This window comes from Merdimmobilis hominis, from assembly GCF_016901855.1.
Lineage (GTDB): Bacteria > Bacillota > Clostridia > Oscillospirales > Ruminococcaceae > Paludihabitans.
Genome location: NZ_JACJKY010000011.1, coordinates 24,731 through 38,621, shown reverse-complemented (window position 1 = coordinate 38,621; position 13,891 = coordinate 24,731). Strand labels below are relative to the sequence as shown.

Sequence of the window (13,891 nt, the reverse complement as noted above, 5' to 3'; positions counted from 1 at the left end):
CGCATTGCGGGCGTTTTTTCCATAAAAAGAATATTACAGCGGCGGCAGAAACAGCGGTTCCACCTGCATGTGCTTGCTTGCCGCTGACAGAGTTTCGTTTACACGTGAAAAGTCGGCAACAAGTGATGCCGGCTTTTTTTCATAATCATCCTGCCGTAGCGGTACAAAGAAATAGTGCTTTAGGTTTGTGAGCACGCCGATATTTTTTGCGGAACCCGCAATGGCGTCGTTTGTCGAAACGGCAATGACAACCGGTTTTTTACCGCGCAGATGCGATTTGACCGCCATAGTCACCGGTGTATCGGTGATGGAGAGCGCCAGCTTTGCGAGCGTGTTTCCGGTGCAAGGGGAAACGAGCATCAAATCGGTCAGGTGCTTTGGTCCGATCGGTTCTGCTTCGGGAATTGTGCAGATGGCTTTTTTGCCGGCGATTTCCTCGGCTTCTTTTATAAAATCGGCGGCTTTTCCGAATCGAGTGTCGAGCGAGGCGGCGTGGTATGAAAAAATCGGCAGAATATCATAATCCGCCGAAAGTGCGCGCATCAAGTCGAGATTTTGACGAATCGTGCAAAATGAACCGGTGATTGCAAATCCGAGTTTACAGCGTGCCATGACCATTCCTCCTCTCGGCATCAATTTCAAAAATGGTTTTTGCCAAAATATCGGCGGCAGTTGCAGGCGCAACCTTTCCGGGAAGCGACAGCGCCCAGATGGTGTGCAGACCGAATGCGCCGGCTGCTGCCTGGTCAATACCGCCCGGTTTGGAGGCAAGGTCAATGAGCAGACAGTCCTCTCTGGCATGGGCGAGAATGTCCTTTGTGAGCAGACAGACAGGAACGGTGTTGATGATGAGCCGGCTGCGTTCCACACCGTCAATCAGTGCTGTCATGTCGCAGGAAAATGCGCCTTCCATTTCGCTCCATGCGCGTGCGGCCGGCGAACGTGCTGCGACAATACACGATGCGCCGAGTGCGGAGAATTTGCGCAGCAAAAGCCTGCCGATTCGTCCGTAACCGATAATCAGAACCGGCAGACCTTCAATCGCGACAGGAAGCTCCTCCATGGCGATTTGAACGGCGGCTTCTGCGGTCACCGAAGCGTTTTTGACGGCAAGCGGCTCCCATTCCATGTAGTCGATGAATGAAAGATTGCGCTCTTTCAGCTTTTGGGCAAGCGTGCCGCTGATTTTTCCGCCGAGAATGACGGTTTGTGCAGAGGCACAGTCAAGCACCTCGTCAATCGGGATACGCTTTGCGGAAAACGGGGTGTTTAAGTACGTGTCATCCGACATGGCAGGGACGGGAAGCATCAGATAATCCGGTGCGGCAAGTGCGGCAAGTGCGGTTTCCGGCAGAGGGCCCGGCGGGTTTGGGATTTTATCAAGCCCGATCGTCTCTACCGCACAGGTGCGGCAGAGAACGTCTGCCAGATATGCCTGCCGCAGATCGCCGCCGGCAATGAGGATGCGTGTGCTGTTCATGGGTACATCACTCCTTCACAACAAACAAACAGCGATACGGCGTAATATCCTATGAAAGAAAATCCGCAAATGTTCCCGCCGAAATCTTCGTCTGTGATTTAAAAGTAAAATCTCTTTACAAGACGCAACAAAACAGATATAATGCAGTTAAAAGAGGGCAATCAAGAGGGGAATATCGATATGAAAAAGAAGAATGCTGCCGCAGTCAAAATCGGCGGTTTTTTAGAGCGTCAGTTCGGCAGCTCCATGTTTACAAGCAAGGAGTTTTTTAAAATATTAGGTCCGGTCATTTTAGACCAGTTTTTCGTCTATTTTATCAGTATGGTGACCGTTTCAATGGTCAGTGCATCAAGCCAGGACTCCGTTTCGGCGGTGAGTCTTGTCAATCCGATTATCTTTTTGGCAATGGCGCTGTTCGGTGCGGTCGCGTCCGGCGGTACGGTTGTTGTCGCACAGTATAAGGGCAAAAACGACCCGGAAAAAGTGCGTCAGGCCGCAGGTCAGGCGACGCTCGCTACGTTTATTGTGGCGCTGATTGTCGGGCTTTGCTGCTTTTTCTTTGCAGAGCCGATTATTTCATGGCTGTTTGGTTCGGCGGAAGCGGCGGTCAAAGGAAAGTGCGTGGAATTTCTGTCCGGTATGGGCATTTCGATGATTCCGTTTGCATTTTACAGTGCAGCGTTTGCGGCACTGCGCGGTGTCGGTGCGTCGAAAACATGTTTGTGGCTTACGATTATGATCAACGTGGTGCATTTTCTGCTGAGTATTCTGCTGTTGAATATTCTGCATCTTGATATTTGGGGCACCGTTCTTTCGTACATCTTAGCCCGGTTTATCGGTGGAATGATTGCGCTTTATCTGCTCATGACAAAGCGCGGCATCATGCAGGTGCGTGTACGTGATATTTTAAAGGTGAACCCGAAGCTCATGATTACGATTGCACGCATGGGTGTGCCTGTTGCGATGGAGCAGGCGTTTTATAACGGCGGCAACATCATCGTGCAGTCCTATTTGGTACAGCTCGGCGGCATTGCGGTGGCAGCCAATGCGATTGCAAGCAGTGCGTTCAGCCTGATTTATGCATGCGGCTTTGCGGTGAGCACCGTTTCACTCACGATTGTCGGACAATGTATCGGTGCGGGTGAAGTGGCGCTTGCGAGACGGTACGGCAGCCGTATGGAGTGGCTCGGCAATACGATTTGTACACTTTCCGTTGTAATTTTGATGCCGCTGATGCCGCTTCTGCTTTCGCTGTATGCACCGCAGCCGGAAACGCTGCCGACGATTTATCAGGTGATGTGGATTGGCTGTGCGTTCATGCCGTTTGTATGGTCCGGCGCAAACGTTATGCCGAACACACTGCGTGCGGCAGGCGATGCAACGTATACATCGGTGACTTCGCTTGTATGTATGTGGGCGGTGCGCGTCTTTTCAGGTTATGCGCTGGCGATCTGGTGCGGACTGGGCATTTACGGCGTGTGGATTTCAATGGGACTCGAATGGCTTGTAAAAACGGTTGCATTCCGGATTCGGTTCCGCGGAGACGCATGGTGCAGCAAAAAAGTTGTGGAATAAACAAAACCGCTCGTGGAATTTTCCACGAGCGGTTTTTTCGTTTGTTGAAAATTGAATCAGTAGACAAATGCACCGTAACGTGCGGCGATTTTTTGCAGCTGTGCATCTTCCAATTCACAGTTGGAATCGACCATTGCACGGCCGTTATATAAAAACAAGGCGCGGCTCAGCGCCTCCGGATCATCCGACTGAAAACAGACCGGCAGTGCCGCAAACGGCGCATTGTGCGCGAAATCAAGCGCCTCATCCGGTGTTTCCACGCGAATCAGCATGACGTCATAGCTGTCGTCTTCTGCTGCCAGAAAGTCGTCTGACATATCATAGCCGCAGTCGATCGGTGAAGTGAATTCAATACGTTCTTCGTCAAGCGCAAACAGTGCGCGGTCATTTGTAAGCCAGATGTCGTTTTCCTGCTCGGTGGTGAGCTTGGGGAGCGGCTTTTTCTCATATGTCTTTGTCATTTCGGTAATCGCGCGAATGTGCGCAGGTGTTGTGCCGCAGCAGCCGCCGACAATCGACGCACCTGCATCCATGAGTTTCTCGCATGCCTTTGCAAGCATCACAGGTGAAATCTCATATTGATTCGGCAATATCGGATTTGGTTCACCTGCGCTTGGTTTTGCCAAAAGCGGTACGGAAGCATACGGTGCGATGGCGCGCAGTGCTTCTTCCATGACAGCCGGGCTTTTTCCGCAGTTAAAACCGAATGCATCCACACCGAGTGCCTGCATCGAAATCAGACACGCGAGCGGATCACCGCCGGAAATCAGTTCACCGTCATCGTTTAACGCCATGCTTACCATGACCGGCTTTTTGTATTTGCGGCAGGCGAGCACAGCGGCACGCGCTTCCGGAACAGACACCATCGTTTCAATCACAAACAGATCGACACCGGCTTCGTCGAGTGCGCCTGCCTGCTCGGCATAAATCTGGCACAGCTCGTCAAATTCGGTTTCGCCTGCCGGCGCGAGCGCGAGTCCTGTCGGACCCAAACAGCCTGCAACCTTCGCTTTGCCTGCTGCCGCAGTGATCGTCAGCGCGGCAAGCGATTTGTTTAAGCTGTCCACATCCGGCTCTTCGACACCGCGGCGAATCAGCGACGCTTCGTTTGCGGTGAGTGTCGGCGTGTATAAAACAGAAGCGCCGGCATTTACAAAATCAGTCTGCAGTGAGAGCAGAACCTCCTTGTGGGAGAGAATCCACTCTTCATAGAGCACACCTTCGCGCGGCATTCCGGCGGCAAACAGATTGGTTGCTGCCGCGCCGTCCAAAATCGTATACGGTCGGGGAATATCGTCTTGCATGATACATCCTTTCTCTGATTACATCGACTCCGGTGCATCAATCTTTAACAGAGAGAGCACGTTGCCGAGGACGGTTTTGACTGCCACACAGAGCGCCAAACGTGCGTGCATGGTGCAGTCGTCGCCGCATTTGACGCGGCATGCATTGTAGAATTTGTGGAACAGTGTTGCGAGGTCGATCGCATAGCGGGTGATGCGTGCCGGATCGTAGTCGTTTGCAGCATCGATGATCTCCTGTGGCAGTTTTGCGAGGAAACGAATGAGCATTTTTTCCTCATCGGCCGAAAGCACGGACAGATCGTTTTCGCACATCGCTTTCGGTGTGATCGATTCGCTTTCGAGTGTGCGCAGAATGCTGCAGATACGTGCGTGTGCGTACTGGACGTAGTAAACCGGGTTTTTCGAGCTTTCTTCCACTGCGAGATCCAAGTCAAAGTCCATCTGCGAATTTGCCTCACGCAGGTTAAAGAAGAAACGTGCTGCATCGATCGGCACTTCTTCGAGCAGGTCGACGAGGGTGATCGATTTGCCGGTACGTTTGCTGACTTTGACCGGCTGGCCGTCACGCATCAGCTTGACAAGCTGCATCAGCACGATATCGAGTTTGTTGCCGTCCAAGCCGATGGCATCCATTGCACCTTTCAAACGTGCAACGTGGCCGTGGTGGTCAGCGCCCCAGATGTTGATGACTTTATCAAAGCCGCGGACAGCGAATTTGTTGTAGTGATATGCGATGTCAGCCGCAAAATAGGTCGGCACACCGTTTGCACGGACGAGCACGTCGTCTTTTTCTGCGCCGAATGCGGTTGCTTTGTAGAAAATGGTGCCGTCTTTTTCGTAGGTGTAGCCGTTTTCGGTCAGACGCTCCACCGATTTCATGACTTCACCCGATTCGTGCAAAGTACTCTCCAAGAACCATACATCATAGAAAATGCGGTATTTTGCGAGGTCGTTTTTGAGCGCTTCGATGTTGAGCGGGAGCGCGTAGTTTACAAGTGCGGCACGGCGGGTTTCCTCGTCGCAGTCAAGATATTTGTCGCCGTAGATCTCTGCGAATTTCTTTGCGTGCTCCAAGATATCTTTGCCCTGATATGCGTCTGCCGGGAGTTCCACTGCATCTTCGCCTTTAAACACCTGCTGATAGCGCACAGAGAGCGACAGGCCGAATTTATTGATCTGGTTGCCGGCATCGTTTACATAAAATTCTCTGGTGACATCATAACCTGCCCAGTCGAGCACGGAAGCCAAGCTGTCGCCGATTGCGCCGCCGCGTGCGTTGCCGATGTGCATCGGACCGGTCGGGTTTGCCGATACAAATTCGACCATGACGCGTTTTTTCTTGCCGAAATCGGTGCGGCCGTAGTCTTTGCCTGCGGATTCAATCTCGCGCAGAACGTCCGCATAGAAGCGGTCGTTTAAATAAAAGTTCAAAAAGCCCGGGCCTGCGATCTCCATGCGGTCAAACATGGTGCCGGTCATGTTCATTTCCGAGGCAATCGCCTCTGCAATTTTGCGCGGTGCCATGTGGAATGCTTTTGCCGAAACCATTGCGAGGTTTGCGGCAAAGTCGCCGTTTTTCGGATCAGCCGGGATTTCGACGGTGAAGTCCGGAACAGGAACCGCCTCGAATGTGCCGGCAGCGGTCAAGCGGCCGAGTGCGCCTAAGAGCAGTTCGCGGATTTGTGCTTTTGCCTGTGCAATAGGGTTGTTCATAAAGTCCTCCTGATTATTCCTTGATATTGATAAATACTTCGTTTTCGCTTAACAGCGAGGAATTGACGTCCAAGCTGTATGAAAAATGCAGATCGCCGCCGTGTTCGGTCAGTGTGGAATCGACCGCTTTTGCACTGACGCCGATCATCAGATCGCCTTCTGCCATGCCGTAGTGGCCGATGTTGCGTTCACCCGGCATAATGATGAGGTGTGAACGCACTGCGCCGTTTCGAAACAGAGTAATGCGTCCTTTCGGATCGACTTTCAAGGTTGTGCGGCTTCCCGCAAAACCGGTCGTTTCGCTTTCCTCGTAGGCGATATAGAAACTGCCGTTTTTGTGGTAAAAAGTACCCTGTGTAAACAGCTCGGTGACGTCTTCCTCTTCGCCGATGTGCTGGACACCGCGAATGCTGATGAATACCTCTTTTTTCATGAATACGTCCTTTTCGTTTTGTTAATAGGTGTCGATGTCGATCTGGGTGGCGCAGTCTGCAACCGATTCGCCGATGATCGGCTCTGCCAGCATCGCAAAGCTCTCTGCGCTGTCGCTCACATAATACTGCGTTTCACCGGTCTGTGTATCAGCTGCAAGCAGGCCGTTTTGCATCAAACAGCTTTTTGCCTGTTTGGCGGCCTCTTTGCCCGAGTCGATGAGCGTTACCGAATCGCCGAGCACACGTCGGAGCACCCCTTTTAAAATCGGGTAGTGCGTGCAGCCTAAAATCAGCGTATCTGCGCCGCTTTCAATGACGGGTGCCAGATATTTTTGTGCCACGAGCGTTGTGACAGGATCGTCGTCTGCGGTGAAGCCGTTTTCGACAAGCGGCACAAACAGCGGACAAGCAACCGGTGTGAGCGTAATATCCGGATTCAGCGCATGAATGGCGCGCTCATATGCACCGCTTTTGACGGTTGCAGGCGTGCCAATCAGCGCCACTTTTTTGTTTTTGGTGCATGATACCGCACGGCGCGCCGCCGGTGTGAGCACTTCGATGAACGGCACATGGAGCAGGGAAAGATCGTCGTCCGACACGCTTGCGCTCACCGTGTTGCAGGCGGCAATCACCATTTTGACCTCATGCGAGAGCAAAAACCGCATATCCTGTCTTGCATATTTGCGGACCGTTTCGCGGCTTCTCGTACCGTAAGGAACGCGGCCGGTGTCGCCGAAATAGACGATATGTTCGTTTGGCAGCAGGGTTTGCAGTGCGCGCACGGCGGTGAGTCCGCCGAGTCCTGAGTCAAACACGCCGATGGGGCGGCTGTCATTCATTGAGTTCGCTCCTTTTTATTCCATTGCATAACCGATCAGACGATCGATCAGCTCGCTGTAGGGAATGCCGCTTTCAATAAACAGCTGCGGATACATGCTGATGCTTGTAAATCCCGGGATGGTATTGATCTCGTTTAAGAGAATCTCGCCGTTTTCACACAGGAAGAAGTCGACACGGGAGAATCCGCGGCAGCCCATGATGGTGTATGCGTGTGCGGCAATGCGGCGGATTTCTTCCGATTCCTTTTCACCGATGCGAGCAGGGATGTAAGTCACACTTTTGCCGTCCAAATATTTTGCGTTATAGTCGTAAAATTCGTTCGACGGTGCGATCTCGCCGATGCACGATGCGATCGGCTCCTCGTTTCCAAGTACAGCGCATTCGACCTCAAGACCGGTGATCATCTCTTCGACAATCACTTTGCTGTCGTGCGACAGTGCGAGTGTCATTGCGTCAGTAAGTTCGGCGCGGTCATGTGCTTTTGTGATACCGACAGACGAACCTGCGTTTGCCGGTTTGACAAAGCACGGATAGCCAAGTGCATGCTCGACTTCGTTTAAGAATGCGTCGTTGTCGCGCGCGTATTCATGTTGTGTGACCGAGCGCCATTTTGCACCCAGAACACCGGCTTTGTCGAGCATGGTGTGCGTGGTGACTTTATCCATGCACGCAGCGCTTGCGAGTGTGCCGCAGCCGACAAACGGAATGCCTGCCATGGTCAGAAGACCCTGAATGGTGCCGTCTTCGCCGTTTTTGCCGTGGAGTACGGGGAATACGCAGTCCAAACGGATTACGCGCGGTGTGCCCTCAAGCACCAGAATGCCGTGATGTGTGCGGTCAGGGCTCAGTACACACGGAACACAGCCCTCGCCCTGCCATTTGTTTTCGGCAATGCGGCTGTCTTCGCCGGTATAGTAAAACATCGCGCCATCTTTTGTGATGCCGATGCGGTGAATGTCATATTTTTCGCGGTCAATTTGATTCAGTACGGACGTGACGGACAACAGCGAAACTTCATATTCGCTCGATGCGCCGCCGAAAACCAGTCCAAGACTCATTTTTTTGGTCATATCAAAACGCCATCCTGTCTAAATTTTAATCAAAATTAATCATACCATGTTTTCGCTTTTTTCGCAACACGAAACAACGCAAAAGTGCCGTAAAACAGGGCTTTTTCAAAAAAGAAGTGCTGTGATTCCAATAAAGCGGTCAGAAGGATGATTCGGATGAAACAGAAAGCTCCTGTTTGCATCGGCGATGGGTAAAGAAACGGTATGCGATGTTATATACATATCGAAAAAAGGGGGGTGTCATGCGCGAAAACAGCGCAGAATATCTTTCTTTTTTGTAAAATCCGTGTTATACTAAAATAAGTATAACTTTTTATAAGTTAAACAGATGTATTCATCTTTTTTACGTGAAACAATGAGGAAGTGGGTCTTTTGGAGAAACAGTTTGACGTGATTATCATGGGAGGCGGTGCAGCCGGATTGTATGGCGCGCTGAATCTCGACAAGCGGCTGCGCGTGCTTGTACTCACAAAACAGAGTGAGACGCTCAGCAACTCGAGTCTGGCACAGGGCGGTATTGCCGCAGTGACCGACACGAAAAACGACAGTGTGCAAAAACATATCAACGATACATTGGTTGCCGGCGGATTCCGCAACGACCGCAGGGCGGTGGAGATTCTCACCACAGAGGGTCCGGCGGATGTCATGAACCTTGCAAAACTCGGTGTGGACTTCGATTTAAACGAGGACGGTACGCCGAACCTCACGCTTGAAGGCGGTCACACCCGCCCGCGCATTCTCCATCACAAGGACTGCACCGGCAAAGCGATTGTGGACGCACTTCTTGTAAAAGTGCATGAGCGGGAAAACATCACGCTGCTTTCGGATGCGGTGGTGTGTGAACTGAAGAAAACGGAACACACATTCCACGCGCTCGTCCTGCTTCCTTCAGGCGAGCAGGTCACACTTCATTCGCGCTTTTTTATCATTGCGTCGGGCGGTATCGGACGTGTGTATGAATACACGACAAACTCCGCAATCGCAACAGGCGACGGCATTACGCTCGCATACCGCATGGGCGTGCCGATCAAAAATCTGCACTTTGTGCAGTTCCATCCGACGGCATTTGCAAACCGTAAAACGCGCGAAAGCTTTCTGATTTCCGAGAGCGTACGCGGCGAGGGCGCTTACCTGTTAAACTGTCACGGCAATCGCTTTATGCATGAGTATGACGAGCGCTTGGAGCTTGCGCCGCGTGATGTGGTGTCGCGTTCGATCATGGAGGAGGCAAAACGTACCGGCTCCGACCACTTTTACCTTGATATTACATATAAAGATCCCGATTTTATTCGCAATCGCTTCCCGCTGATCTATGAAAACTTGAAAAAAGAGGGCATCGACATGACGACCGACCGGATTCCGGTGTTCCCATGTCAGCATTATCTGATGGGCGGCATTCAAGTCGATTCCGATTCGCAGACAACGATTCCGGGACTGTTTGCATGCGGTGAATGCTCGCATACCGGTGTGCACGGTGCAAACCGGCTGGCAAGCAACTCCTTGCTTGAAGCCGTCGTGTTCTCCCGTCGTGCAGCATCGGTCATCAACGAACAAGCGCTTCGTACACCGGCGCAGTTTGATGATTTCGAATTCTCGCCTGTACTGCCTGAGCGTGAACTTCCGCACGGATTCCGCACAGAGATCCGCGCCATCATGCAGCATGCGTACTTTGTTGCACCTGACTTTGCGGCGGCAAAAGAGGGCGTAAAACGGGTGGAGGAGATCAAAAACGAGCTTGACCGTCCGGGCTATCATCTGACACGCGACTATGTGGAGGCGAGAAGCCTTGCATATGTGGCATATATCATCTTGAAAGAACTGATCGAAGAATAAGGAGGAACCGGCTATGACACTGCCGCAATTTTATGTTGACGATGTAATTCGCCGTGCCATCACGGAGGATATCAACTATGTCGATGTGACAACCGACTATTTAATTCCTGAAACGGACTGTTCTGCCGCAAAATTTGTGGCAAAAGACGACGGTATGCTTGCCGGACTTGATGTGGCACTGCGTGTGTTCACACTGCTTGACGACACCACAACGTTTACGGTTTATGTAAAAGACGGCGAACCGGTCAAAAAGGGCGATATCATCGCGGAAATCCACGGAAAAACACGCGTGCTCTTAAAAGGCGAGCGCACAGCGCTCAATTTATTGCAGCACATGAGCGGTATTGCGACAATGACCTCCCGCTGTGTGGAATTGGTGAAGGGTACACGCGCAAGCATTACCGATACCCGCAAAACACTGCCGGGTCTGCGTGCACTGCAAAAATATGCGGTCGTCTGCGGCGGCGGCAAAAACCATCGCTATAATTTAAGCGACGGCGCAATGCTCAAAGACAATCATATCGACGCATACGGCTCGCTCACGAATGCCGTGGCGGCACTGCGCAAAAAAATCGGCCACATGGTCAAAATTGAAGTGGAAACCCGTACACTTGAGGAGCTTGATGAGGCACTGCGTGCCGGCGCGGATGTCATCATGCTCGACAACATGGACTATGACACGATGAAAGAGGCTGTCCGCCGTACAAACGGTGCCGCACTGCTCGAAGCATCCGGCAACGTGACACTCGAAAACATCCGTGATGTTGCAGAATGCGGCGTGGATATCATTTCGCTCGGCGCACTGACACACTCGGTCAAATGCTTTGATATCTCGATGCGCATGATGTGAGAAACAAAACAGAAGAATAAAAAAGCTCCGCTTTTGAAAGCGGAGCTTTTTTCATGTGTTTTTATCAGTCAGCCAAAACGCCTTTGAAGTAGATCTGCTCGAATTCGAGGTCTTTGTTCATGACGATTAAGTCTGCGTCGAGGTTTACGTCGATGCTGCCGATCTGTTTTTCCATGCGGATCGATTTTGCCGGGTTGAAGGTTGCGGCTTTGATCGCCGTTTCGAGCGGAATGCCGAATTCCACTGCTTTTCTCATGCAGTCAGCGAGGTTTGTTGCAGAGCCTGCGATGGTGCCGTCAACGAGCGTTGCTTTTTTGTCGTTCATGAAGACTTTCTGGCCGCCCAGCTCATATTCACCGTTCGGCATGCCGCAAGCGCTCATCGAGTCGGAGATTAAGCAGACGCGGTCGTTCATCAGTTTGAATGCCGCACGGATTGCCGGTGCGTCGATGTGGATGCCGTCGCAGATCAGCTCGGTGAAGACATTCGAGTCGGAAGCTGCACCAATGACACCCGGAGAACGATGGGTCAGACCGTTCATTGCGTTGTACAGGTGGGTGACGTGCGAAGCGCCGCACAGGATTGCAGCCATTGCCTCGTCGTAGTTTGCGGCAGTGTGGCCGATCGAAATTTCGACTTCGTCTTTGACTTCGCGGATGAAGTCAAGTGCGCCGTCTAACTCCGGTGCAAGGTCAACGAGTTTTACAACATTACCGGACAGCTCGTTCATGTGGCGGAAGAATGCCACATCCGGCAGTTTTAAGCAGTCGGCACGCTGTGCGCCTTTTTTGCTCTCGCAGAAGAACGGGCCTTCCATGTTGATGCCGATGACATCTGCACGTTTCGGTTTGCCTGCACGGTATTCTTTGACGACTTTGAAAATGCGCTCGATCTGCTCTTCCGGCACGGTCATCGAGGTTGCGCAGAACGAGGTGATGCCTGCTTTGCCTTGAGTGTCGGACATGATGTCGAATGCTTCCATGGTTGCGTCGCAAGCGTCTGCGCCGCCGCATCCGTGGGTGTGGATATCCACAAGACCCGGGATTAAATATTTGCCGGAGATATCGACGACATCGTCGCCGTCAAGATTGCCGATGTTGACGATTTTACCGTCTTTTACTTCGACGTCTGTTTTGACAAAGCGGAAGCTTTTGTCAAGCACAAGACCGTTTTTAAAAATCATTGTACTCATTCCTTTCCTTTGTGCAGCGTGCAGAAAAAACACGCTGCCGATACCTTTATTGTATCGCAATGTATTGGAGAATGCAAGCGGTAAGACATCGTTTTTCTCATTCGTTTCCGGCGGGGAGAATGCCCGTTTTTTCCTTAATGAGTGTGCGTACTTTGAGGCTTCGTGCATCGGTGATTTCCTTATCGCGCAAAACAGCGGCATTCGGTTCGTGACAGTTTGTCGTCTGTGCGTGGAATAAGAGATACGACGAAAGCTGTGTGCTCAAAAACATGCGCACGGCGTGATATTCGGGATGGTCAAACAGGTTTGTAAGCTCATTCGGATCTTTTTGGAGATCAAACAAGAGTCCTTTTTCAAACGAACCGGTTAAAATCAGCTTAAACCGTTCATCACGAATCATATAGTGGAAGCAGCGGTTGTCACGTTCGTTGCCGTAGTCGCCTTCCGAGAAAGCAAACGGCCGGCAAATGCCTTCGTTCAAATAAATTTTGCTCATTTCATAAGGAATTTCAGCGTTTGCAACGCGCAGAATCGTCGGTGCAAGGTCGATGTTTTCGCTGAGTCCCTCGTCTGTGATGCCGGCGCGTGCATTCTCGGGATATTTGATGATGAGCGGGATTTTAGCAAGCGGCTCATACAGGTGGTTGCCTTTTAACAGCATGTGATGACAGCCCAAAAATTCGCCGTGATCAGAGGTGTAAATGATCATTGTGTTTTCGTAAAGGCCGGCTTCTTTGAGCGCGGCAACGAGTCGGCCGACGCCGTCGTCGATTTCGGTGATACAGCCGTAATAGAGCGCCATTGCTTTGCGCAGTGCTGGTTCTGTGAGCGTTTTCATGTCAAAATAGCCCGGGTTGCGCGCGTAATCGACAGGGAGGTTCTCTGCTGTGAAATCGGGCAGAAGCGTGAGCTTGTCCGGATCGTACATCGTGCTGTAGGGCGCAGGCGGGTCAAACGGATGGTGGGGTTTTACATACCCGACCATCAAAAAGCGGCCGCCCTCATGGTTCCAGTTTTGAATCTCGGAGAGTGCCTGCTCGGTGATCCATTCGGTCGAATATTCCGAAAGAGGCAAATCCGACTCCTCAGCGCCGAACGAAGCAAAATAGTCTGCCGATGCGTGTGCGCGGACTTCGAGCACCTGATCGCGCACGTCGACTGCATCGATTTTGCCTTTGTCGGCGAGCATTTCGTGATATTCGTCCTCGTACCGGCCGACACCGCACTGTTCTGCGAGGGTAAGCTCATCAAAGCCTATGTCCAGATACGTCGGGGACATGTGCATTTTTCCGACTGCCGCGGTGTGGTAGCCTGCTTGTTTGAGCATTTTCGGGAATGTGCGGGTATGCGAAGGAATGGATGACACGTTTGTCCAGCCGGTATGCTGGTGCGGATACAGTCCCGAGAGCATCGAATAGCGCGACGGTGTGCAAACGGGATATACGGTATAGTGGCGTGTGTGACGCACACCGTCGGCGGCGAGTGCATCGATCTCTGGTGTTTTAACGTCCGGGTTTCCCATGCAGCCTAAGCAGTCCGCCCGGTGCTGATCCGCGTGGATCAGCAGGATATTTGGATGTTTCATCAGTCTTCTTCTCCT

Annotated in this window: 12 protein-coding genes; 3 read left to right on the top strand and 9 right to left on the bottom strand. The window is 51.9% G+C overall.

The features are described 5' to 3' along the window. Positions 1–33 precede the first annotated feature (33 nt). The gene (locus tag H6A12_RS07990) at positions 34–612 is read right to left on the bottom strand and encodes a dipicolinate synthase subunit B (RefSeq protein ID WP_204446667.1); all 579 of its coding nucleotides are present in this window, start codon (positions 610–612) and stop codon (positions 34–36) included. Further along, complete coding sequence (locus H6A12_RS07985) at positions 599–1,480, bottom strand: dipicolinate synthase subunit DpsA (protein WP_204446666.1); 882 nt, start codon at positions 1,478–1,480, stop codon at positions 599–601. The genes H6A12_RS07990 and H6A12_RS07985 overlap by 14 nt, the downstream gene beginning before the upstream one ends. 180 nt (positions 1,481–1,660) lie before the next feature. On the opposite strand from H6A12_RS07985, the gene H6A12_RS07980 reads away from it, so the two are divergent. Then, positions 1,661–3,055 carry an MATE family efflux transporter gene (locus H6A12_RS07980; RefSeq protein ID WP_204446665.1) on the top strand — a complete coding sequence of 465 codons (1,395 nt, stop codon included), beginning with the start codon at positions 1,661–1,663 and terminating at the stop codon, positions 3,053–3,055. A gap of 56 nt (positions 3,056–3,111) precedes the next feature. Here the strand turns inward: H6A12_RS07980 and H6A12_RS07975 are convergent, their stop codons facing one another. From H6A12_RS07975 to H6A12_RS07955, 5 genes are read right to left on the bottom strand one after another with little or no spacing between them, the layout of a single operon-like run. Beyond that, positions 3,112–4,359 carry a homocysteine S-methyltransferase family protein gene (locus H6A12_RS07975; RefSeq protein ID WP_204446664.1) on the bottom strand — a complete coding sequence of 416 codons (1,248 nt, stop codon included), beginning with the start codon at positions 4,357–4,359 and terminating at the stop codon, positions 3,112–3,114. Between the two features lie 18 nt (positions 4,360–4,377). Continuing rightward, positions 4,378–6,072, bottom strand: coding sequence for an arginine--tRNA ligase (gene argS / locus H6A12_RS07970; RefSeq protein ID WP_204446663.1), 1,695 nt, complete (start codon positions 6,070–6,072; stop codon positions 4,378–4,380). 13 nt (positions 6,073–6,085) lie between these two features. After that, complete coding sequence (locus H6A12_RS07965; protein WP_204446660.1) at positions 6,086–6,505, bottom strand: DUF1934 domain-containing protein; 420 nt, start codon at positions 6,503–6,505, stop codon at positions 6,086–6,088. A gap of 21 nt (positions 6,506–6,526) precedes the next feature. Beyond that, positions 6,527–7,345 carry a glutamate racemase gene (gene murI / locus H6A12_RS07960; protein WP_204446658.1) on the bottom strand — a complete coding sequence of 273 codons (819 nt, stop codon included), beginning with the start codon at positions 7,343–7,345 and terminating at the stop codon, positions 6,527–6,529. A 15-nt stretch (positions 7,346–7,360) separates the two neighbouring features. Then, the gene (locus H6A12_RS07955; RefSeq protein ID WP_204446655.1) at positions 7,361–8,416 is read right to left on the bottom strand and encodes a D-alanine--D-alanine ligase family protein; all 1,056 of its coding nucleotides are present in this window, start codon (positions 8,414–8,416) and stop codon (positions 7,361–7,363) included. 372 nt (positions 8,417–8,788) lie between these two features. Between H6A12_RS07955 and nadB the strand changes: the two genes are divergently transcribed. Further along, the gene (gene nadB / locus H6A12_RS07950) at positions 8,789–10,249 is read left to right on the top strand and encodes an L-aspartate oxidase (RefSeq protein ID WP_204446652.1); all 1,461 of its coding nucleotides are present in this window, start codon (positions 8,789–8,791) and stop codon (positions 10,247–10,249) included. Between the two features lie 13 nt (positions 10,250–10,262). Further along, positions 10,263–11,099 (top strand): carboxylating nicotinate-nucleotide diphosphorylase, encoded by an 837-nt coding sequence (nadC, locus tag H6A12_RS07945; RefSeq protein ID WP_204446650.1) that lies wholly within the window; start codon positions 10,263–10,265, stop codon positions 11,097–11,099. 64 nt (positions 11,100–11,163) lie between these two features. On the opposite strand, the gene nagA is transcribed toward nadC, so the two are convergent. Together nagA and H6A12_RS07935 are read right to left on the bottom strand one after the other, a co-directional pair. After that, positions 11,164–12,282 carry an N-acetylglucosamine-6-phosphate deacetylase gene (gene nagA, locus H6A12_RS07940; protein ID WP_204446647.1) on the bottom strand — a complete coding sequence of 373 codons (1,119 nt, stop codon included), beginning with the start codon at positions 12,280–12,282 and terminating at the stop codon, positions 11,164–11,166. Positions 12,283–12,388: 106 nt separating this feature from the next. Further along, entirely contained in the window at positions 12,389–13,876 is a 1,488-nt protein-coding gene (locus H6A12_RS07935) for a sulfatase family protein (protein WP_204446645.1), read from the bottom strand. Positions 13,877–13,891: the final 15 nt, after the last annotated feature.